Source organism: Moryella indoligenes (assembly GCF_030812885.1).
In the GTDB taxonomy this organism is placed as follows: domain Bacteria; phylum Bacillota; class Clostridia; order Lachnospirales; family Lachnospiraceae; genus Moryella; species Moryella indoligenes.
On the sequence record NZ_JAUSTO010000002.1, the window covers coordinates 209,275 to 229,802 of the forward strand.

The following is a 20,528-nucleotide window of genomic DNA, read 5'->3' on the forward strand; positions in this document are numbered from 1 at the left end:
CACTATCTAAATCCTCACCTGTCAGTTCAGCAAATTCTTGCAAAGTGCAAGTCTTTTTCTTTTTCAATACTTCTAATAGTTGTATAAGCATACTTATCACACCTTAAAAAATCAGTAGTCCAATATGATATGCAACACAAGATATAATTAGAGCCGATAATATATAATACAGTGCTATTTTTATCGTCCATTTTTTTGAATGTGTTTCTTGTGCGGTAGCTGCAAGAGCCATCAAACAAGGCATATTGAAGAAAAAGGCAAAAGTAAATGCTAAGGCTTCCGGCTTTGAAATCATTGTCAACATATTATTGCTTAGAATAGCGGTATCTACTGTCCCTTTAACCTCAACTGCATGCCATATTCCTGAAGAAGTAAATAATGATGCCATTACTCCTAATGCCGATTCTTTTCCCATTGCAGAAGCAACAAAAGCCATAAATAATTGCCATGGTAACCCAAACAATTTTGTTACAGGCTCTATAAATGTTCCTGCTTTATAAATAAGGCTGTTAGCTATATTTCCATCAGGCGTATAGGCAAGAATCCAAAATATAACAGAAATAAGGATAATGATACTCAATGCCCTTTTCAGTACATTTCCCATCCTATTCATTACAGAAGAAAGTAAATTTTTCCAATGTGGCTTGTGATATGGTGGAAGTTCCATAATCATTCCAAAATGTTCACTTCCCTCATAAAGCGATTTTCTGAAAATCCTATATGTGATTAGTAAATGTAGAAAAGCAACTGCAAATAGGCTTAATATCACAAATACTGCCTGTTTTCCGAAGAATGTTCCTGTAACAAGCCCGACTACTCCCCATGTTGACCCGCAAGGGACTACCCAAGATAATGCAATCGTCATAACCCTCTGTCCCCATGAATCAATTACTCTCGTTCCTGTGATTCCACCTATATTACAGCCGAAACTTAACAAGAACGGCATAATTGCTTTTCCTTGCAATCCTAATTTCGACATAGTGTTGTCAAAGACATAGGAAACTCTTGCCATATATCCTACATCTTCCAAGAATCCAAATACTAAGCTAATTCCCAATACATAACTTGCCATTTGCAATGCAAAAGTAATTGCAGTCATTACGGCTCCACACAAAAGTGAAATCAGCCAATTTGATACTCCAATGGCGACAAGCCCCTTTGCCAACAATGTTGATATTTTAGGTATAACAAACCCAAATAACCCCATTAGCGGAAATCCGATGAGCATAGAAGCAACTAATCCTAAAATGATAACTCCGATAGCCATAGGTTTTCCGAAAGCTTTACTTGTGGCTATACGATCAAATTTGCTTCTCTTAAATACTCTCTTTTTCTGAATAACATTTGCATTGATAAGTTTATCTATCCATTCAAATTTACAATTACCGGTTATTAAATTGCCATTTTTTATGCTTTTTAATACGTTCTCTATTTCTTCAAATTCGACTTTTTCAACATTATCTTTTACTAACGCAATTACTTTTGCATCCTGATCTAATAATTTTCCGATAATCCACGACTTTGAAAATACACCTATACCTTTATCAGGGATATGTTTTTTTAATAGCTTATAGTTATCTCCAACAATATTTTCATATGCCCTTTCTAAATTTTCGTCAGATAAAATTTTTCCTCTATCTGAATGCTCCAGAAAAGCATAAAACTCTTTGTATTCCTTTTTATCTGCCGCAACGATAGGAATGACAGGTATATTCAAGGATTTTTGTAACCCCTTTATATTTATATTTTTCCCTTGACTTGTAGCAACATCCATCATGTTCATGATTAAGACAACCGGAATATTTATTCCAATGTAGTCAGAGAGCATAAATAGACTTCGATTTAATTGTGAAGCATCTGCCATAATAGCAATTAGGTCTGCGTTCCCGGTTTCTATATATTCTCTTGTTATAACTTCTTCCTCTGAATTTGCTGATAATCCGTAGGTTCCTGGTAAATCCACAATCGTATAATTGGTATCTTTATACGAAAATTCGCCTTCTTTTTTCTCAACGGTTTTACCCGGCCAATTTCCAACATGTTGATTTGAGCCTGTCAACCCATTAAACAAAGTCGATTTTCCAGAATTAGGCTGCCCCAGCAAAGCAATCGTTATTTTCTTCATATCTCAAAGTACCTCCATCATTATTTTCTCTGCCTCTATCTTATTGACAGCTATCATCGTATCTCTGCAATAAATGAGAATAGGTTGCTTTTTATAATTCTGGATAACTTCAACATCGCTTCCGACAGTTATTCCGATAGATATTATTCTGCTTTGAAAATGTGTATCACCAATAATTTCAACAACTTTACCTTTTGTCTTTTCTCTCAAAGTACTAAGCCTCTCCATAACTATTCTCCTTTATCATCCACTTTTTCGCTCTTTCCTGTGTATTTACCATTTCATAGTAATGTCCTTTTTTTCCATAGAGTTCATTATGATTTCCTTGTTCTTCAATTCTTCCGTTATTTATCAAAATAATTTGATTAGCGTTTTTAATGGTATTCAATCTGTGGGCAATAACAAAAACTGTCTTTCCTTGCATTAAATGCTCCAAAGCATTATTGATTTTAGCTTCATTATCAGGATCAAGAGAAGCTGTAGATTCATCCAACAAAAGAATTGGTGCATCCTTCAGAATCGCTCTTGCAATAGCAATCCTTTGTCGTTCACCGCCGGATAATGTACTTCCTCCATCTTTTATTTCCGTTTCATATCCATCCTTCATTTTCAAAATAAATTCATGGCAACAAGCTAATTTTGCAGCTTGATAAACTTCTTCCTTTGTTGCATTAGGTTTTCCAACCCTGATATTGTTATAAACAGTATCGGTTAACAGTACATTATCTTGAAAAACCTGACTAACATATTTAAGCAACACATCAGGTTTTATGGATTTTATATTTTTTCCACCAATTATAATTTCTCCACTATTTACATCCCAAAATCTTGCAATCAAATTAGCGATTGTAGTTTTTCCTCCACCGGAAGGACCAATTAAAGCTGTAGAAGTTCCTTCTTTTGCTTCAAAAGAAATATTGTTCAGAATCGTTTTATTTCTATCATAAGAAAAATTTACATTCTTAAATTGAATATCAAAATTTTCTAATTCAACTTCATTTTCAGAATAAGGCAATGGCTTCGTTTCATAAGCTTTCTCAAGATTACTTGCAGCTAATTTCAAATCTTTCAATAGTCCATAGGAATGTTGAAAGGCAATAAGAAGTGCAGATAATGCTAAACTCATAAGCATAAAAGCCACAAACTGTTCAGTTCTAACACTACCATTTATAAGCAAATATCCTCCTATAAGAAGAACTATCGGAAGCAAAAAGTTAACTGTGATAAAGTACATACTTGTAGGTAACGCCATTTTCTTTTCTGCGTTTACGCTTGTCTTTCTAACATTTTCAAGTGTATTTATCATTCTTTCAAAATGTTCACTTGTCATATTAGCTGACTTAAACGCTTTCATACCTTGAATGTACTCTAAAATAATAGAAATCATCTTAGAATTTAAATTTCTTTTTCTTGCCCCGTATTTTTCTATCAATTTGTTGCCCCATATCAACATAGGATATGCGATAAGCAATACTAAACACTCTAATAATGCGAGCTTCCAATCGATAAAAAATGTGCCTAATAAAATCAATATTGCTGTAACTGCCGTTTTAATAACCGATGGTAAAGTGTGCGTTATGATCAGTTCAAAACTACTCAAATCCTTTGTAAGAGTTGATAATAGATAACCACTACTATTTTTTTGGAAATGACCAAGGCTCAAACTCCTATAATGATTTGCTAAATCCAAACGCATATCTCCACACATTTCAGCTCCTCTTGAAAAGCTCAAATAGTATGCATGCCTATAAATCAGTATCCTTGCAATCATACTGATGAAACATATTACCGTATATTCTATGATTAAGGTTTTAGTTAATGTATTTTGCAATATATTAACAACGGTAAAATAGAGCATTAAATACAAAACAATGCTTCCTATCGAATCAATAACCATTAGAAAAATCGGTAAATACAATTTTTCTTTTTTATCTTTCAGAAGTGTTCTAATAATCTTAAGCATTTGCACTTACCCCCTCTCCAAAGTAATCTTTTATGTATGTGTTCCACATACTTTCATAGACCCCTTTTCTTTCTAAAAGAGTTTTATGTGTTCCAACCTCTACGACTTCCCCTTCATCAAATACAACAATTTGATCTGCATTCTTAATAGTATGCAAACGATGAGCAATCATAATGATTGTTTTATTTTTCAACAAGTTTTGAAGTGCTAACTGTATCTGGTACTCATTTTCTATATCTGAATAGGAAGTTGCTTCATCAAAAATAATAATTGGAGAATCTTTGAGTATTGCCCTAGCGATTGAGATTCTTTGTTGCTGTCCACCTGACAATTTCACCCCTTGATCCCCGATTCTTGTCTGATATCCATTCGGTAAACTCATAATAAAGTCATGAATTTGTGCTGCTTTTGCAGCCTCAATAATCTTATTTTCATCTGCATCTGTTCCCATACGAATATTCTCATAGAGAGTGTCCTCCAAAAGAAATACATCTTGAAAAACAAATGATGTAATGTCCATCAAATTATCTATTTTTAATTCATTGATCGGTATGTCGTTAATTTTAATTGCTCCACTTGTTACATCCCAGTACCTCCCAATCAATTGTGCAGCAGTTGTCTTGCCTGCACCGGAAGGTCCCACAAAAGCATTTATTGTATTCGGTTTTAAGGATAAATTTATATGTTGTAATGCTTTATTTTTTGTTTCTTCATCGTCATAACTGAAAGTAACGTCTTTAAAATCTATTTTCATACACTCATTCTTGTTTATGATTTTTGTTCCGTCTTTCAATTCATCCATATCCATTATTTTTTTTATGTTATCCAATCCGCTTCCAAGCTCCATAGATTGCATAAAGATTGTTACCATATTTAAGAACGAAACAAAAAAGCACATTGTAAGCATAATAAATAGCAAATAGGATGTTGCTGATAAAGAATTTCTCAAAAAGAAATATCCTCCGAACGGCAATGTAAATAAGATTGCTGAATCCAAAACCACTAAAGTTATTGATAAAGGATAGCAAGAGCTCATACACATCTTTTTCCAACAAGTAATATACGCATTCAATGAGCTTCTATATTGTTCAAATTTTTCTGCTGTTAAATGATACATTTTTATTACAGGCATAGCCTTTATAAATTCGTTTGCCGAAGCATTTAAATCAGCAATATCTTCGGATAGCTCCGTTGACATATCCGGATAATTTTTCATTAGCATCATAGGAATTCCTAATCCCAAAATCATAGGAATAAGCATAACAAGTGCCATCATCCAATTTAATTTCAACATGAAAATGAACATAATAACCGGAACAACTGCTGCCTGAGCTAATTCCAAAGTGCTATGAGCCAAAAAATTTTCAACTCTATCTACATCATCAAACAACAATGTTTTAATTTCTCCGGGGGCATGCTCTTGGAAGAATCCCAAATTAAATTTTGAAATATGATTTACAACTTTCAGCTTAATTCTGTGTATTGTGTTAAAAGCTGCTGTATGAGATAAAATGCCCGCAAAGGACATTAGTATTGCTTGCAAAACAGCACTTATAATTCCTATACCTGCCCACATTAAAATTTCTGTATACAAAATATTTTTCTGAAATATCATTAGTAATATCTTGTAAACTACAAAATAAGGAACTAATGATAAAGTCGCAGAAATGACAGATAAAAACATTCCTAAATGTAGCTTTTTTCTCTCATCTTTTGCTAATTGAAACACATAAGATATTCCTGTCTTCTTTTTTTCCATTAGTTATTCCATCTCCTTTCATAATTGTTAGCCGTATCTAACTAACTACATTCATTATAAAGCTAATTTTTTATAACTCAAAATCTAACTATGAATTTTGATATTCCTTGTAATCCCTTTATTTATAAGCTTTTTATCAGTATTTCTATTTACATTTTTATAAATTTGTGATATAATAAAATAAATTTGTGATATTAAAAGAGGTGAGTAGAATTGATGGATAGAACAGTTATTGATTATTTAACAAACTTAGTACATGACGCTCCTTTTATTCCTGTTCCAACTTTATCAACTGAAAACAAACAAATCTTTAAAATAGATCCCCATTTTGGCAAAGGTACTTTTCGCATACTAAAATTTGACAGCCGTTTAATTCTAATTTTAATTGCTAACTTTACTCCAAATGAAACAATGGAGAAAATAACCGAAGTATCTGAAAAGTATTTAGAGATTAGCCAATTTGAAACAGAAAGCAGTTCATTTAAAGTCGGTGGCAGAAAGTTAAATAATGTAGAAAAAGGTATATATTGTTACTTAAATACAGAAAAGAAAACTTATACCTATTGTGAGGCAAATAAGCCTGTAAAGTTTACGAAAATAATCATAACCAAAGAATACTTTGATACTTTCTTAAAATTAAAATATGATGATTTTGAATATGAAAAAGCAAAGATTCTTAATTCTTATTTGTTAAAAACTCAAAATTCTCCGCAGTTGAATTTTATATTTCAACAGATAAGAGAATCCCAAGCTGAAGGAAAGATTTTGCCTTTATATTTGGAAAGCAAAGTTATGGAACTATTATCTATCATAATTACAGAGTTAGAAGAAAAGGAAAAAAATATATCCGTTGTCTTAACTAAAAAAGATAAGCAAAATCTGAAAAGGGCTGTATCAGCTATGAAAAAAGATTTATCGGTTCATATTGACGGACTTGAACTCTCTAAAATTGCTTTAATGAGTCCTGCACGATTTCAATTAGCTTTTCGCAAATACTACGGTGTTCCTCCCTACGAGTACTTAAAAGAACTAAGGCTTAATAAGGCATTATTATTGCTGAAAAATCCTGAGTATAAAATATCTACGATAGCAGAAAAAGTTGGCTATACACACACAGGACATTTTGCTAAAATATTCAAATCAACTTATGGTATCACACCAAGTAAATATAGAAGTATGCTTAACTAAAGAAATTTATCCCAATATTATAAAACATAAATTTAGAGCGTGTAATTTTTACACGCTCTCTTTAAATGATTCCTTGTTTTTATAATCCTTCATCAGTATACCTGCCCTTTTCAAAACCTTTAACTTCTCCTGTTTTTTCTGTTCTCTCCTTTCCTTATACCTTTCCTCATACTCCTGTTGTTTTCCATTTGCTTTACGCTTTAGATAATTTTGATGAAGTCTGTCTCTTCTCTCATTAATTTTTCGTTCTTCTTCCTCAAGTTTTGATCGTTCTTCTTCGCTTAACTCTTCTTTTGGCACTTCATAATTTCCTATGAAGTTAAAATATATTTCTATCTTTTGCTTTGATGTTTGACTGCCTTTCCTATCTCTTTCATGAATGATTATCTTCTTTACAAACTCATTTATCATTGTGTTTGTGAGATTATCAAAGTTTTCATAACGACTAATAAGGGATATGAATTTTCTTGCCTTATCTGTTTCCTTTTCATATCTTGATATTACAAGCTCTAAGTCTTTAATCTCTTTACTTAACGCGAGTTGCTCAGTTTCATATTGGTTATTTAAAATTTCATAGCGATTATTCGGTATCTTATTTAAAATCATATCTTCATAAATTCTGCACATCAATCGTTCCAGCTCTTGAAGCCTGTTTTGGCTTTCTGTTAATCTTATCTTTTTCTTTTCTATATGTGCCTTTTCCTTTTCTTCCATTTCATTTTGAATGGAATGAATAAATGCTTCATTATCTTCATCAAGATAATTTTTTATATCTTTTAATGTTTCTTGGATAAGATTTAAGACTACTTCTGCTTTTATCCTATGAGCTGATGGACAAAGTGTCCCGCAAGGTACTTTCTTATAATTACTACAAACATAATAAGGAATATTCTTATAGTTATTTGTCCTATGAACATACATCTTGCTCCCGCAATCTGCACAATACATCAATCCTGTTAGTGGGTGATATTCGCCCCAACCATCAGGATACCTTTTTACATTTCCTCTTATCCTTTGCACATTATCAAAGGTTTCTTGGTCTATGATTGCTTCGTGAGTATTTTCAAAGATGAGCCATTTATCTTCGGATACATATTTACTTTTCTTATCCTTGAAATGTTTTCTTGTTTTAAAGTTAACTGTATGCCCTAAGTATTCTTTTTTCTTTAAGATACTGGCAATTGTGGAACTACACCAACGATAAGGATATTCAAAGTTTTTGCTTTGATGTAATCCATATCCCATTTTTTGCTGATGATAAGCGGGTATATCTATCTTATCTGCTTCCAGTATCTTTGCTATTTTGTATGGTCCTGCTCCGTCCATTGTAAGATTAAATATTCGTCTTACTATCTCGGCTGCCTTTTCATCTACAATCCACTTATCTTTGTCTTTTTCATCTTTGATGTAGCCATAAGGTGGAGTGCTTGCCGTATGCTTTCCGCTTTCTCCTTTTGATCTAAATGTAGATTGTATTTTTCTTGAAGTATCTCTTGCATACCATTCATTCATAATATTTCTAAAAGGGGTAAAATCATCTTCTCTGTAAAAGCTGTCTACATTGTCATTGATAGCAATCAGTCTTACGCCCTTTTGTCTTAATATCTCCATACATTGACCGACTTTGAGATAATCTCTGCCGAGTCTACTCATATCCTTTACGATGATACAACCGATATTTCCAGTATTTACTCCATTCATCATTTCCATAAAGCCTGGTCTATCAAAAGCTGACGTTAGATAACGATACTTTTGAAAACACTGGAAAATCAAGGTTTTTCGAGCGACGGACAAGCAGGGTATTGTACTAAAAACTGAATACGACGCAGAAGCGGCGTTTCTTACTCTCTACATGGGAGAACAGGAACGCCGCTTTTTTCATGCCCTTTGTTACGCAGTAGGGGCAGAAAAAGCCTTGCTACAAGCGGTTTTGCGGGTGTGTATCTGGCGCGGCAAGGGATTTATACCTTATTCCCCGAAACCGCGCTTCTACTGCGTAACAAATCCAAAGCAAAGGAGCTATGAACTATGGCAGTTTTCAGAGTGGAACGGAACAAGGGCTACACCGTAATGAGCAACCACCACCTACGCAACAAGGAGCTTTCCCTAAAGGCAAAGGGGCTGTTGTCGCAAATGCTGTCACTCCCCGAAGATTGGGACTACACCTTGAAAGGCTTATCCCTTATCAACCGGGAGAAGATAGACGCTATCCGCGAAGCCATTAAGGAGCTTGAACGCGCCGGGTATATCGTCCGTTCAAGGGAGCGCGACGAGAAAGGACGCTTGCGGGGCGCGGACTATGTGATATTCGAGCAGCCGCAGCCGCCTACGCCGGATTTACCAACATTGGAAAATCCAACATTGGATAATCCAACACAGGAAAAACCAACATTGGAAAAACCTACGTTGGAAAATCCAACGCAATTAAATAAAGATATACAAAGAACTGACTTACCAAAAAAAGAAAAAATAATTACTGATGAACAAAGTACCCATTCCATTCCTATCCTTTCCCCTAACCCCTCTCCTTGCAGAGAAGCGGCTACGCCGCCGGAACGGAAAGGAACGGAAGCGACAGCACAGAGCGCAGTTGATATATACCGGGAAATCATCAAGGACAATATCGACTACGACATTCTCAAACAGGACATGAAGTTTGACAGTGACAGGCTTGACGAGATTGTAGACCTCATGCTTGAAACCGTATGCACCGCCAGAAAGCGGGTACGGATTGCGGGGGACGACTACCCGGCAGAGCTTGTGAAATCTAAGTTTATGAAACTGGACGGCGAGCATATCCGCTTTGTGCTTGACTGTATGCGGGAGAACACAACGAAAATCCGCAACATCAAGCAATATCTGAAAGCAGCCCTTTTCAACGCCCCGTCCACTATCGGCAATTATTACACTTCCCTTGTCGCCCATGACATGGCAAGCGGCGCACTGTCACCGAAAAAGCCGCAGTACGGCGACCCGGACTATTATTCATGCAACGAGGGCGAAAGCCTGTAACCACCCACAACCACAAAAGGAGGATTTTATTATGGCACAGAAAATGACAGGAGCATTGGTATTTGACGAGCGCACCGACCGTTACGACATCCGCTTTGACTTAAACAGCTACTACGGGGGCTTGCATTGCGGCGAGTGCTTTGACGTATTCGTGCGGGGCAAGTGGAAGCCGACCCGGATTGAGTACGGCGACAACTGGTATCTTGTGGGTATCAGAGCCGAGGACTTGAACGGGCTGCGGGTGCGTATCTGACCGCCGCCCCATAAAGAAACGCGAAAGGAGGACGCGACAAATTGCAGGACGAAGTAAACGAAAAGACCATAGCCCTTTACATCAAGACCGGGAAGCTGACCGCGCAGACGCTCCAAAAGGCAATGAAAGCCATACTGTCAAAGGGCAAAAAGCAGCTTGCAAAACCGCCACAGGGCAAGCAGAGCTTAAAGCAGCTTATGAAGCAGAACGCGGGCGTTTCCAACATTGAGATTACCGAGGGCAATATCAAAGCCTTTGAGAGTACGGCGAAAAAGTACGGTATCGACTTTGCGCTGAAAAAGGACGCGACGGAAAGCCCGCCCCGCTATCTGGTTTTCTTCAAGGGGCGGGACGCGGACGTGCTGACCGCCGCCTTTAAGGAATTTTCCGCAAAAAAGCTGACACAGGAGAAAAAGCCCTCAATCCGAAAGCTGCTCTCTACCCTCAAAGAAGCTGCACAGGGCAAGAACGCGGAACGGGCAAAGGTCAAGAACAAAGACAGGGAGGTATCGCTATGAAGCCGGAAATCAAGAAGCTGCTTATCTTAAATCTCCCGTATCTGCTCTTTGTCTGGCTCTTTGATAAAGTGGGCGCGGCTGTCCGGCTCTCCCCCGGCGCGGACGCGAGCGCAAAGCTGCTACATCTTGGGGACGGTTTTACCGCCGCCTTTTCCAGTATCGCGCCGAGCTTCCACCCGGCAGACTTAGCTTTAGGCATTGCGGGGGCGGTCATTGTCCGGCTGATTATCTACACCAAAGGCAAGAACGCGAAGAAATACCGCCGCGGGACAGAATACGGTTCGGCGCGTTGGGGCGGGGCTGACGACATAAAGCCGTACACCGACCCGGTATTTGAGAACAATATCCCCCTAACGCAGACGGAACGGCTTACCATGAACAGCCGCCCGAAGCAGCCGAAATACGCAAGAAACAAAAATATCCTTGTAATCGGCGGTTCCGGCAGCGGCAAGACCCGGTTCTTTGTGAAACCGTCGCTCATGCAATGTACGTCAAAGGATTTTCCAACGTCGTATATCGTCACTGACCCGAAAGGAACACTGATTTTGGAAACCGGGAAAATGTTACAGCGGTACAAATACCGTATCAAAGTGCTAAATACGATTAACTTCAAAAAATCCATGAAATACAATCCCTTTGCCTATCTGCGGAGCGAAAAGGACATTTTGAAGTTAGTCAATACCATTATCGCCAACACCAAAGGCGACGGGGAAAAATCCGGCGAGGATTTCTGGGTGAAAGCGGAAAAGCTCTACTACACCGCGCTAATCGGCTATATCTGGTATGAAGCCCCGGAGGACGAGAAGAACTTCACGACGCTGCTTGAAATGATAAATGCGTCGGAAGCCCGCGAGGACGACGAGGACTTCCAGAACCCGGTTGACCTCATGTTTGAACGTCTGGAAGAAAAAGACCCGGAGCATTTTGCAGTCAAGCAGTACAAAAAATACAAACTTGCGGCGGGAGTAATAGAATTAAGGAGAACACTTAATCACTGTTTTAGTGAAATATGTACTTCTTAATTCTTTTTTATTTAAGAAATTAAGAGGAAGGAGGAAAAAGTGAGGAATTTTGAAAAGATAACAGCACTCTATGAGAGATTAAGTCGAGATGATGAACTTGAAGGAGAAAGTAACTCAATCGTTAATCAAAAGAAAATCCTTGAAGAATATGCAAGTAAGAATAATTTAACCAACATCATCCATTTTACAGATGACGGAATAAGCGGGACACAGTTCCAAAGACCCGGTTTTCAAGCCATGCTTGCGGACATTGAAGCCGGAAAAGTCGGCACCGTTATCGTCAAGGATATGTCACGGTTAGGGCGAAACTATCTGCAAGTGGGAATGTATACGGAAATGATTTTCCCACAGAAAGGCGTCCGCTTTATCGCTATCAATGACGGAGTGGACAGCGCACAGGGCGACAATGATTTTGCCCCTCTGCGGAACATTTTTAACGAATGGCTGGTGAGAGATACGAGCAAGAAAATCAAAGCAGTAAAACGGTCTAAGGGTATGAGCGGGAAGCCCGTCACGAGCAAACCCGTATACGGCTACTTTATGGACGAGGACGAAAATTTTATCATTGACGGGGAAGCCGCCCCTGTTGTGCGGCAGATTTACAGCTTGTGCCTTGCCGGGAACGGGCCGACCAAGATAGCCCGTATGCTCACAGAGCAGGAGATCCCCACGCCGGGAACGCTGGAATACCGTCGGACGGGAAGCACCCGCCGCTACCACCCCGGCTATGAGTGCAAGTGGGCGACCAATACCGTGGTACATATCCTTGAAAACAGGGAGTACACGGGCTGTCTGGTAAACTTCAAGACGGAGAAGCCGTCCTACAAGACCAAGCACAGCGTAGAGAACCCCATTGAGAAACAGGCGATTTTCGAGAACCACCATGAGCCTATCATTGACACCCAGATGTGGGAGCGTGTGCAGGAGTTACGCAAGCAGCGCAAACGCCCGAACCGCTATGATGAAGTGGGCTTATTCTCCGGCATACTCTTTTGTGCCGACTGCGGCAGCGTCCTTTACCAGCAGCGTTACCAGAACGCCACCCGCAAGCAGGATTGTTATATCTGCGGGAGCTACAAGAAGCGTACCCGTGACTGTACGGCGCACTTTATCCGCACCGACCTGTTGACCGCCGGAGTGACCGACAATCTGCGGAAAGTCACCAGCTATGCAGCGAAGCACGAAGCCCGGTTTATGAAGCTGCTGATCGAGCAGAACGAGGACGGGGGCAAGCGCAGGAACGCCGCAAGGAAAAAGGAGCTGGAAGCCGCCGAGAAGCGTATCAGCGAGTTATCCGCTATCTTCAAGCGGCTGTATGAGGACAGCGTGACCGGGCGCATTTCAGACGAGCGTTTCACGGAGCTGTCGGCAGACTATGAAGCCGAGCAGAAAGAACTGAAAGAGAGAGCCGCCGCTATCCGGGCAGAGCTTTCCAAAGCGCAGGAAGCCACGGTAAACGCAGAAAAGTTTATGAATGTTGTCCGCAAGTACACCAGCTTTGAAGAACTTACCCCTACCCTTTTGCGTGAGTTTGTGGAGAAAATCGTTGTGCATGAGTGCAGCTATGACGAGAACGGCACACGCAGACAGGACATTGATATTTATTACTCTTTCGTTGGCAAGGTAGACCTGCCCGAATGACCGCCCGACCTATCCGGCGCAATGCGCAAACGCCGGATAGGAACGGCAAAATTTTTTACACTTCTACTACTTCTTTATCACACATCAGCAAAAAGCCAGGGTATGAAACAGTTGATGGCCGGCGGCGGTGTCGCCCTCATCGGCATCACCCTTGTACCTCTGCTCTCCGGCCTGTTCGGTTGATCGTCCGGCGGTGATCGCTTATGGGCGGCATACTCGACAAACTCGATGAATGGCTCCGAGGGCTGCTCATCGAGGGGATCACGGGAAGCCTGTCGGGCATGTTCGATACGGTCAATACCAAAGTAGGCGAGATCGCCGGTGAAGTGGGACAGACGCCGCTGGCATGGAACAGCGGCGTCTTTTCTATGATCCGAAACCTCTCTGAAACGGTGATCGTTCCAATCGCCGGGGTTATCCTGACATTCGTAATGTGTTATGAGCTGATCCAGCTTGTGACAGAGAAAAACAATCTGCATGATGTAGATACCTGGATGTTCTTCAAGTGGATTTTCAAAACCTTCTGTGCCGTTCTCATTGTGACGAACACATGGAACATCGTCATGGGTATCTTCGATGTGGGGCAAAGCGTTGTAAACAGTAGCGCAGGCGTCATCATCGGGAATACCTCCATTGATATCAGCAGCGTCATCACAGATATGGAGGCGCAGCTTGACGCCCTGGGCACGGGAGAACTGTTCGGGCTGTGGTTTCAGTCCCTTTTTGTGGGGCTTACCATGAACGCCCTTTCCATCTGTATCATGCTTGTCATCTACGGCCGCATGATCGAGGTGTATTTGACGACTTCCGTTGGGCCAATCCCACTTGCCACTATGACGAACCGGGATTGGAGCCATACGGGGCAGAACTACTTGAAATCCCTGTTTGCATTGGCGTTCCAGGCATTTCTAATCATGGTGTGCGTGGGAATCTACTCTGTTTTGGTACAGAGTATCGCCACGGACGGAAATATCTCAGGCGCGATATGGGCCTGCATGGGCTACACGGTCCTGCTGTGCTTCGCCCTGTTCAAGACCGGCAGCCTCTCTAAGAGCCTGTTCGGAGCGCATTAAGGAGGCTTGATAAATTGGCGTATGTTACCATTCCAAAGGATTTGACAAAAGTAAAATCCAAAGTGCTGTTTGGGCTTACCAAACGGCAGCTTATATGTTTCGGAGCGGCGGCACTCATCGGAGTACCGCTTTTCTTTTTACTCAGACGCACGGCCAGCAACAGCGCTGCCGCGTTCTGCATGATTATCGTCATGCTCCCGTTCTTTCTGCTCGCCATGTATGAGCGACACGGCCAACCCCTGGAGGTGGTGGCCGGACAGGTCATCCGCTGTATGTTCCTGCGGACGAAGGAGCGGCCTTATCAGACAAACAATTTCTACGCAGCCCTGGAGCGGCAGACCCAGGCGGAAAAGGAGGTGAAAGCCATTGTTCAGAAAGCGAAAGCCAGAGCCGCAGGCACGGCAGGCGGCAAAACCAGCGGTAAAGCTCACCGCCGCAGAAAAGCGTGAGATCAGCCGTATCCTGGAAACTGCCAGAGGCGACGGCAAGGTTCATTCCGCACAGGACACTTTACTGTTCCGCCAGATGTACCCGGACGGCCTGTGCAAATTGGACGACCACACCTGGTCGAAGTGTATCGAGTTCGAGGATGTGAATTATCAGCTTGCAAAGCCTGACGATCAGACGGCGATCTTTGAAGCCCTCTGCGATATGTATAACGCCCATGATGCTTCTATCGGGATGCAGCTCTCCCTTGTGAGCCGCCGCATGAACCGGGAGGATTTTGTGAAGCGTATCGAGATCGCGGCGCAGGGAGATCACTTCGATCATATCCGTGAGCTTTACACACAAATGCTCCGCAAGCAGCTTGAACGGGGCAACAACGGTCTTATCAAAACAAAGTACCTGACCCTCACCATCGAGGCACGGGACAGCAAAACCGCACGGGCACGATTTTCCCGAATCGTCATGGATGCCCTCAACCATTTCAAGGTCATGGGTGCTCTGGCAAAAGAGCTTGGCGGCAAGGAGTGGCTGGAAATGCTCCACGGCATCCTGCACCCGGACGGGGAACGGTTTGCCTTTGAATGGAGCTGGCTTGCCCCTTCCGGCCTGTCGGTCCAGGATTTTATCGCACCTTCTTCTTTCCGCTTCGGTGAAGCAAGGAAGTTCACGATGGCGGATAAATTCTGTGCCGTGTCCTTTCTGCAGATCAGCGCACCGGAAATGGATGACCGTATGCTCACTGAGCTGCTGGATACGGACAGCGGGCTGCTTGTCAGCCTCCATATCCGCAGCATGGATCAGAACGAGGCAATCAAAACGGTCAAGCGGAAGATCACTGACATTGACAGTATGAAGATCGACGCGCAGAAAAAGGCGGTGCGGGAAGGTTTCGATATGGATATCATCCCAACTGACCTTGCCACCTACGCAGGCGAGGCAAAGAACATCCTCCGTGACCTGCAAAGCAGAAATGAGCGAATGTTCCTGATGACCTTCCTGGTGGTAAATTTTGCAGACAGCAAGCAAAAGCTGGAGAATGACCTTCTCCGTGCGGCAAGCGTGGCGCAGAAATATAACTGTTCCCTGGTGCGGCTGGACTTTCAGCAGGAGGACGGCTTCGTGTCGGCTCTGCCCCTGGGTGTCAACCGCATTAAGATACAGCGCGGGCTTACCACTTCGGCGGTGGCGGTGTTCGTTCCCTTCACCACGCAGGAGATTTTCCACGGCGGTGAAGCCCTCTACTACGGGCTCAATGCCACTTCCGGCAACATGATCCTTGCCGACCGCAAAAAGCTGAAAACGCCCAACGGCATGATCTTAGGTACGCCCGGCAGCGGCAAGAGTTTTTCCGCAAAGCGTTCCATCGTGGGTGTGTTCCTGAACACAAAGGACGATATCTTGATCTGCGACCCGGAGGCAGAATATTTTCCGCTGGTGAACCGTCTGGAAGGACAGGTCATCAAAATCTCGCCTACCAGCACGCAGTATGTGAACCCTATGGATATCAACCTCAATTACAGCGAGGATGATAACCCGCTGGCGTTGAAATCTGACTTTATCTTGTCGTTCTGTGAACTGGCGGCAGGTGGACGGAACGGTCTGGAGCCGGTGGAAAAGACGGTCATTGACCGTGCTGTGCGGATCGTGTACCGCCCCTATATCGCAGACCCTCGCCCGGAGAATATGCCACTGCTGGAAGATTTGTATGACGAGATCAAGCGGCAGCCGGAGCCGGAGGCGCAGCGGATCGCGGCAGCGCTGGAACTGTATGTGCATGGCAGTCTGAATGTTTTTAACCACCGTACCAACGTGGATATCAACAACCGCATTGTCTGCTTCGATATCAAGGAGCTGGGAAAGCAGCTCAAAAGCCTGGGTATGTTGGTGATCCAGGATCAGGTGTGGAACCGTGTTTCCCAAAACCGGGATCAGGGCAAATCCACCTGGTACTTCGTGGACGAGTTCCACCTTCTGCTGCGCGGCGAGGTTGGTTCCTGGAGCGTGGAGATTTGGAAACGCTTTCGCAAATGGGGCGGTATCCCCACGGGGATCACGCAGAACATCAAGGATCTGCTTTCCTCCCCGGAGATTGAGAATATCTTTGAAAACAGCGATTTTGTGTACCTTCTGAACCAGGCCAGCGGAGACAGAAAAATCCTCTGTGAGCGTCTGAATATCTCTAACCAGCAGGCGGCACATATCAGCAACGCAGGCCCCGGCGAGGGGCTGATTTTCTTCGGCAATGTGATTCTGCCTTTTGTGGATGACTTCCCGAAGGACAATGAACTTTACAGCATTATGACGACAAAACTTGGTGAAACCGGGAAAGGAGAAAACGAACATGAATGATTCCCACTATTTGCACACAGAAGAAAAACAGGAAGGTGAAACCTTCTTTGATGTGATGAACCGGCTGATCGCCAGAAACAAGGCGGTCACGGCGGATATGGAGGCGGTCCTTGCGGAGCTGGAAAGTGAGATCGAACCGTTCCGTGCACCGAAGGGCCATGAATAAACTGACCCATGTGAGCCTGTTTTCCGGCATTGGCGGTCTGGACCTGGCGGCGGAGGCTGCCGGGTTTGAAACCGTCTGCCAGTGTGAGTGGGCGGATTTTCCGCACTCCGTCCTCTCCGCACGATGGCCGGATGTTCCCAGGTTCCGGGATATTACTACTTTTACGAAGGAGGCGTTTTTTGAAAAAACAGGACTTGAAACAGTTACCGTTATCTCAGGCGGCTTTCCCTGTCAGCCCTTCTCCACCGCCGGAAAACGGAAGGGCTTTGCGGATGAACGCTACCTGTGGCCGGAAATGTGCCGCGTTATTACCGAGCTGCGGCCCCGTTGGGTGCTTGGGGAAAATGTTGCTGGCTTCATCAATATGGGGCTCGACAAAACGATCTTTGACCTGGCAAAAGCGGGATACGCTGTTCTCCCATTCGTATTTCCGGCTTGCGGCGTCGGCGCATGGCATGAGCGCCAGCGAACTTTTATCGTCGCGGCTGATGTTTCCCACACCCCTTGCCTCCGACAACAACACCGCCAGGGACGCGGCAAGCCTGGATGTGTTCCTGTCGGACAATGGGATATTCCGCAAGAGGAACCGAAACGGGGCGATCTGGAGCCTCAGCCTGTCGGCGGCGGTATTCTATCTGACCCCGGTGGCGTCGGACGGTTTCCGCTCAACTTTGAAGCCGTCGGCCTTCGATCCGGCGAAGAAGAACGGGAACCTGTCGGCGCAGATCATCTCCCAGGAGCGGCCGGTGTCCGAAACAGCGGCGCTGAACCCAGATTGGGTGGAATGGCTCATGGGCTTCCCGAAAGGATGGACGGACGTATCCTCTGGGCCGCCGAACCGGAAGGAATCCCCCGCATGACCGAGCGCATGGATGACCGGGCGCTGCGGCTGAAAACATTGGGAAATGCGGTCTGCCCGCCCCAGGCATATCCCATTTTTCGCTATATCGCCATGATCGAGAATGGCACCTGCGGTGACTTCTGCCCCTATGGAAAGGAAGGTGACTGCCTATGAGGGAACTGAAAGCGACCGATAAGATCACGCAGAAAATGACCCGTGACGGTGCGGTATCGGAAAACCTTGCCACGGGCGAGGTGGAACATATCAGCAGCCGTGAACCGGAAACGGAACTGTCCGCTTCTTCGGAAGAATCCGCTGGCGCTGCGGCTGATCTTGCCCTGCGTGCGGCGGAACGCCATGAGAGGAAAGCCGCACGAAAAGCGGAAAAGGCTGATACCCAGGCAGTGCGGGATGGTTCTGCCGCAAGGCAGCGCCCGTCCTCCCGTCTGCAATTCACCGAGGAAGAACATGCCGATCCCGCACTTAGGAAGTACATTAACCGTTCCGGGCGTGCGGCGGACAGGCTGGACGCAGCAAAGGCCGCTATCCCCACAAAGAAAGTTCTCCGTACCGAGCGTGTTTTTGACGAGACAGCCGGAAAAGGCAAGACGCAGCTTCACTTTGAAGAAGTGGAGAAACGCCCCAACGGACGCCTGCGGCACAATCCACTTTCCCGACCGGTTCATGAGATCGTCCACGCCGCCCATGCGAAGGTGCATGAGGTAGAACAGGAAAATGTGGGTGTGGAGGCCGGACACAAGGGCGAGGTGCTGACGGAACGCGGGCTTGCCTACGGAAAAGGAAAAGTCCGTGCCGCTGTCCACCATCACCGCACAAAGCCCTGGCGTGACGCGGCGAAGGCAGAGCAGGCTTCTTTTAAGGCAAACGCCGACTACCTTTACCAAAAGGCACTGCATGATGATCCTGCATTGGCGGCTTCTAACCCAGTATCTCGCTTTCTGCAGAAACAGCGGATCAAGCGGAACTATGCAAAGGAGCTGCGGCAGGCAGAGAAAACCGCGAAGAACACAGCGGCCACGGCGAAAAGTGCGGCACAGAAAGCAAAGGACGCATTCAAGGAAACCTTTCTCTACATCAAGCATCATAGCCGGGCGGTTCTGTTGGTGATCGGCATTGGCGCCTGTGTTGCTCTGCTGTTTGGCGGGGTATCTTCCTGTTCCATGATGGCAGGCTCCGGTGTGGGCGGTGTATTTACTTCCTCTTATCTCTCCGAGGACACGGATATGCTGGCTGCAGAGGCGGCCTACTGCGAACTGGAACAGGAACTTCAATATGAGCTGGACCACTATGAGGCTCTGCACCCCGGATATGACGAATACCGTTTTGATCTGGACGAGATCGAGCATGACCCTTATGTGCTGATCTCCATTCTCACGGCGTTCCATGAAGGGGTGTTTACCATCGACGCGGTTCAGGCGGAGCTGCAAATGCTCTTTGAAAAGCAGTACATCCTGACGCAGACCGTGGAGGTGGAGGTACGCTATCGGACGGAGACACGGACGGACAGCGAAGGAAACGACTATGACGTGGAAGTACCGTATAACTACTATATCTGCAAGGTGAAGCTGGAAAACTTCGACCTTTCCCATGTGCCGATCTACATCATGGACGAAGAAACGCTTTCCCTGTATGCGGTCTATATGGCAACGCTGGGAAACCGGGAAGATTTGTTCCCCGGCTCCGGCTATGTAGACAAGTACACCAAACCGCCCACCACCTACGATATCCCGCCTTCCGCACTGGAAGATGAAACCTTTGCGGCGCTCATTACCGAGGCGGAGAAGTACATCGGATATCCCTATGTCTGGGGCGGCAGCAATCCAAACACTTCTTTTGATTGCTCCGGCTTCGTATCCTGGGTGCTGACGCAAAGCGGCGTCTGCAATACGGGCAGGCTGGGAGCCCAGGGGCTCTACAACATTTCCACCCCGGTATCCTCTGCCAACGCAAGACCCGGCGACCTGATCTTTTTCGTCGGCACTTACGATACACCGGGCGTTTCCCATGTGGGTATCTATGTGGGCGGCGGAAAAATGCTGCATTGCGGCGACCCCATTCAGTATGCAGATATCAACACAAGCTACTGGCAATCCCACTTTTACGCTTTCGGGCGACCGCCCTACAACTAAAAAACGATATGGAGGTAATTT

17 protein-coding genes and 2 pseudogenes are annotated in these 20,528 nt (G+C 44.2%); 14 read left to right on the forward strand and 5 right to left on the reverse strand.

The window, feature by feature from the left end; translation table 11 throughout:
* Positions 1-103: 103 nt before the first annotated feature.
* Genes feoB through J2S20_RS02550 form a run of 4 tightly spaced genes read right to left on the reverse strand, consistent with a single transcriptional unit; the run spans position 104 to position 5,847 of the window.
* A complete protein-coding gene (gene feoB / locus J2S20_RS02535) occupies positions 104-2,125 on the reverse strand; it encodes a ferrous iron transport protein B (protein ID WP_307252853.1) in 2,022 nt (673 codons plus the stop codon).
* A 3-nt stretch (positions 2,126-2,128) separates the two neighbouring features.
* Complete coding sequence (locus J2S20_RS02540) at positions 2,129-2,353, reverse strand: FeoA family protein (protein ID WP_094230341.1); 225 nt, start codon at positions 2,351-2,353, stop codon at positions 2,129-2,131.
* On the reverse strand, positions 2,340-4,088 hold the full coding sequence (locus J2S20_RS02545; protein ID WP_002416392.1) for an ABC transporter ATP-binding protein: 1,749 nt from the start codon (positions 4,086-4,088) through the stop codon (positions 2,340-2,342). The genes J2S20_RS02540 and J2S20_RS02545 overlap by 14 nt, the downstream gene beginning before the upstream one ends.
* Positions 4,081-5,847, reverse strand: a complete 1,767-nt coding sequence (locus J2S20_RS02550; RefSeq protein WP_307252868.1) for an ABC transporter ATP-binding protein — start codon at positions 5,845-5,847, stop codon at positions 4,081-4,083. Before J2S20_RS02550 ends, J2S20_RS02545 begins: the two co-directional genes overlap by 8 nt.
* 216 nt (positions 5,848-6,063) lie before the next feature.
* Between J2S20_RS02550 and J2S20_RS02555 the strand changes: the two genes are divergently transcribed.
* Positions 6,064-7,035, forward strand: a complete 972-nt coding sequence (locus tag J2S20_RS02555) for a helix-turn-helix transcriptional regulator (RefSeq protein WP_307252871.1) — start codon at positions 6,064-6,066, stop codon at positions 7,033-7,035.
* Between the two features lie 48 nt (positions 7,036-7,083).
* Here J2S20_RS02555 and J2S20_RS02560 read toward each other — a convergent pair.
* A pseudogene (locus J2S20_RS02560) lies at positions 7,084-8,763 on the reverse strand (DUF4368 domain-containing protein); the annotation flags it as partial.
* A 124-nt stretch (positions 8,764-8,887) separates the two neighbouring features.
* Here J2S20_RS02560 and J2S20_RS02565 point away from each other — a divergent pair.
* The 13 genes and pseudogenes from J2S20_RS02565 (at position 8,888) to J2S20_RS02625 (ending at position 20,507) form a co-directional block, all read left to right on the forward strand.
* Complete coding sequence (locus J2S20_RS02565) at positions 8,888-9,106, forward strand: hypothetical protein (RefSeq protein WP_159751711.1); 219 nt, start codon at positions 8,888-8,890, stop codon at positions 9,104-9,106.
* Positions 9,064-10,047, forward strand: coding sequence for a DUF6017 domain-containing protein (locus J2S20_RS02570; RefSeq protein WP_008978068.1), 984 nt, complete (start codon positions 9,064-9,066; stop codon positions 10,045-10,047). Before J2S20_RS02565 ends, J2S20_RS02570 begins: the two co-directional genes overlap by 43 nt.
* A 31-nt stretch (positions 10,048-10,078) precedes the next feature.
* Positions 10,079-10,300 carry a DUF5348 domain-containing protein gene (locus J2S20_RS02575; RefSeq protein ID WP_002569164.1) on the forward strand — a complete coding sequence of 74 codons (222 nt, stop codon included), beginning with the start codon at positions 10,079-10,081 and terminating at the stop codon, positions 10,298-10,300.
* A gap of 41 nt (positions 10,301-10,341) precedes the next feature.
* A complete protein-coding gene (locus tag J2S20_RS02580; RefSeq protein ID WP_002569165.1) occupies positions 10,342-10,818 on the forward strand; it encodes a PcfB family protein in 477 nt (158 codons plus the stop codon).
* A pseudogene (locus J2S20_RS02585) lies at positions 10,815-11,783 on the forward strand (type IV secretory system conjugative DNA transfer family protein); the annotation flags it as partial. The gene J2S20_RS02580 and the pseudogene J2S20_RS02585, both read left to right, overlap by 4 nt.
* 96 nt (positions 11,784-11,879) lie before the next feature.
* Positions 11,880-13,481 (forward strand): recombinase family protein, encoded by a 1,602-nt coding sequence (locus J2S20_RS02590; protein ID WP_307252902.1) that lies wholly within the window; start codon positions 11,880-11,882, stop codon positions 13,479-13,481.
* Positions 13,482-13,502: 21 nt separating this feature from the next.
* Positions 13,503-13,664 (forward strand): Maff2 family mobile element protein, encoded by a 162-nt coding sequence (locus tag J2S20_RS12305; protein ID WP_307252905.1) that lies wholly within the window; start codon positions 13,503-13,505, stop codon positions 13,662-13,664.
* A 20-nt stretch (positions 13,665-13,684) separates the two neighbouring features.
* The gene (locus J2S20_RS02600) at positions 13,685-14,554 is read left to right on the forward strand and encodes a VirB6/TrbL-like conjugal transfer protein, CD1112 family (RefSeq protein ID WP_307252908.1); all 870 of its coding nucleotides are present in this window, start codon (positions 13,685-13,687) and stop codon (positions 14,552-14,554) included.
* Between the two features lie 14 nt (positions 14,555-14,568).
* A complete protein-coding gene (locus tag J2S20_RS02605; RefSeq protein ID WP_307252910.1) occupies positions 14,569-15,003 on the forward strand; it encodes a PrgI family protein in 435 nt (144 codons plus the stop codon).
* A complete protein-coding gene (locus J2S20_RS02610; protein ID WP_416388985.1) occupies positions 14,921-17,350 on the forward strand; it encodes a VirB4-like conjugal transfer ATPase, CD1110 family in 2,430 nt (809 codons plus the stop codon). The genes J2S20_RS02605 and J2S20_RS02610 overlap by 83 nt, the downstream gene beginning before the upstream one ends.
* Complete coding sequence (locus J2S20_RS02615; RefSeq protein WP_307252914.1) at positions 17,343-17,516, forward strand: hypothetical protein; 174 nt, start codon at positions 17,343-17,345, stop codon at positions 17,514-17,516. The genes J2S20_RS02610 and J2S20_RS02615 overlap by 8 nt, the downstream gene beginning before the upstream one ends.
* The gene (locus tag J2S20_RS02620; RefSeq protein WP_307252916.1) at positions 17,509-18,531 is read left to right on the forward strand and encodes a DNA cytosine methyltransferase; all 1,023 of its coding nucleotides are present in this window, start codon (positions 17,509-17,511) and stop codon (positions 18,529-18,531) included. Before J2S20_RS02615 ends, J2S20_RS02620 begins: the two co-directional genes overlap by 8 nt.
* Complete coding sequence (locus tag J2S20_RS02625) at positions 18,528-20,507, forward strand: C40 family peptidase (RefSeq protein ID WP_307252918.1); 1,980 nt, start codon at positions 18,528-18,530, stop codon at positions 20,505-20,507. The genes J2S20_RS02620 and J2S20_RS02625 overlap by 4 nt, the downstream gene beginning before the upstream one ends.
* Positions 20,508-20,528: the final 21 nt, after the last annotated feature.

What these genes read in the sequence shown, in the direction of transcription:
- feoB (WP_307252853.1), bottom strand. Translation starts at nt 2,125, where the DNA reads ATGAAGAAAATAACGATTGCTTTGCTGGGGCAGCCTAATTCTGGAAAA.
- J2S20_RS02600 (WP_307252908.1), top strand. Translation starts at nt 13,685, where the DNA reads ATGGGCGGCATACTCGACAAACTCGATGAATGGCTCCGAGGGCTGCTC.
- J2S20_RS02570 (WP_008978068.1), top strand. Translation starts at nt 9,064, where the DNA reads ATGGCAGTTTTCAGAGTGGAACGGAACAAGGGCTACACCGTAATGAGC.
- J2S20_RS02555 (WP_307252871.1), top strand. Translation starts at nt 6,064, where the DNA reads ATGGATAGAACAGTTATTGATTATTTAACAAACTTAGTACATGACGCT.
- J2S20_RS02545 (WP_002416392.1), bottom strand. Translation starts at nt 4,088, where the DNA reads ATGCTTAAGATTATTAGAACACTTCTGAAAGATAAAAAAGAAAAATTG.
- J2S20_RS02575 (WP_002569164.1), top strand. Translation starts at nt 10,079, where the DNA reads ATGGCACAGAAAATGACAGGAGCATTGGTATTTGACGAGCGCACCGAC.
- J2S20_RS12305 (WP_307252905.1), top strand. Translation starts at nt 13,503, where the DNA reads ATGCGCAAACGCCGGATAGGAACGGCAAAATTTTTTACACTTCTACTA.
- J2S20_RS02550 (WP_307252868.1), bottom strand. Translation starts at nt 5,847, where the DNA reads ATGGAAAAAAAGAAGACAGGAATATCTTATGTGTTTCAATTAGCAAAA.
- J2S20_RS02620 (WP_307252916.1), top strand. Translation starts at nt 17,509, where the DNA reads ATGAATAAACTGACCCATGTGAGCCTGTTTTCCGGCATTGGCGGTCTG.
- J2S20_RS02615 (WP_307252914.1), top strand. Translation starts at nt 17,343, where the DNA reads ATGAATGATTCCCACTATTTGCACACAGAAGAAAAACAGGAAGGTGAA.
- J2S20_RS02565 (WP_159751711.1), top strand. Translation starts at nt 8,888, where the DNA reads ATGGGAGAACAGGAACGCCGCTTTTTTCATGCCCTTTGTTACGCAGTA.
- J2S20_RS02540 (WP_094230341.1), bottom strand. Translation starts at nt 2,353, where the DNA reads ATGGAGAGGCTTAGTACTTTGAGAGAAAAGACAAAAGGTAAAGTTGTT.
- J2S20_RS02625 (WP_307252918.1), top strand. Translation starts at nt 18,528, where the DNA reads ATGAGGGAACTGAAAGCGACCGATAAGATCACGCAGAAAATGACCCGT.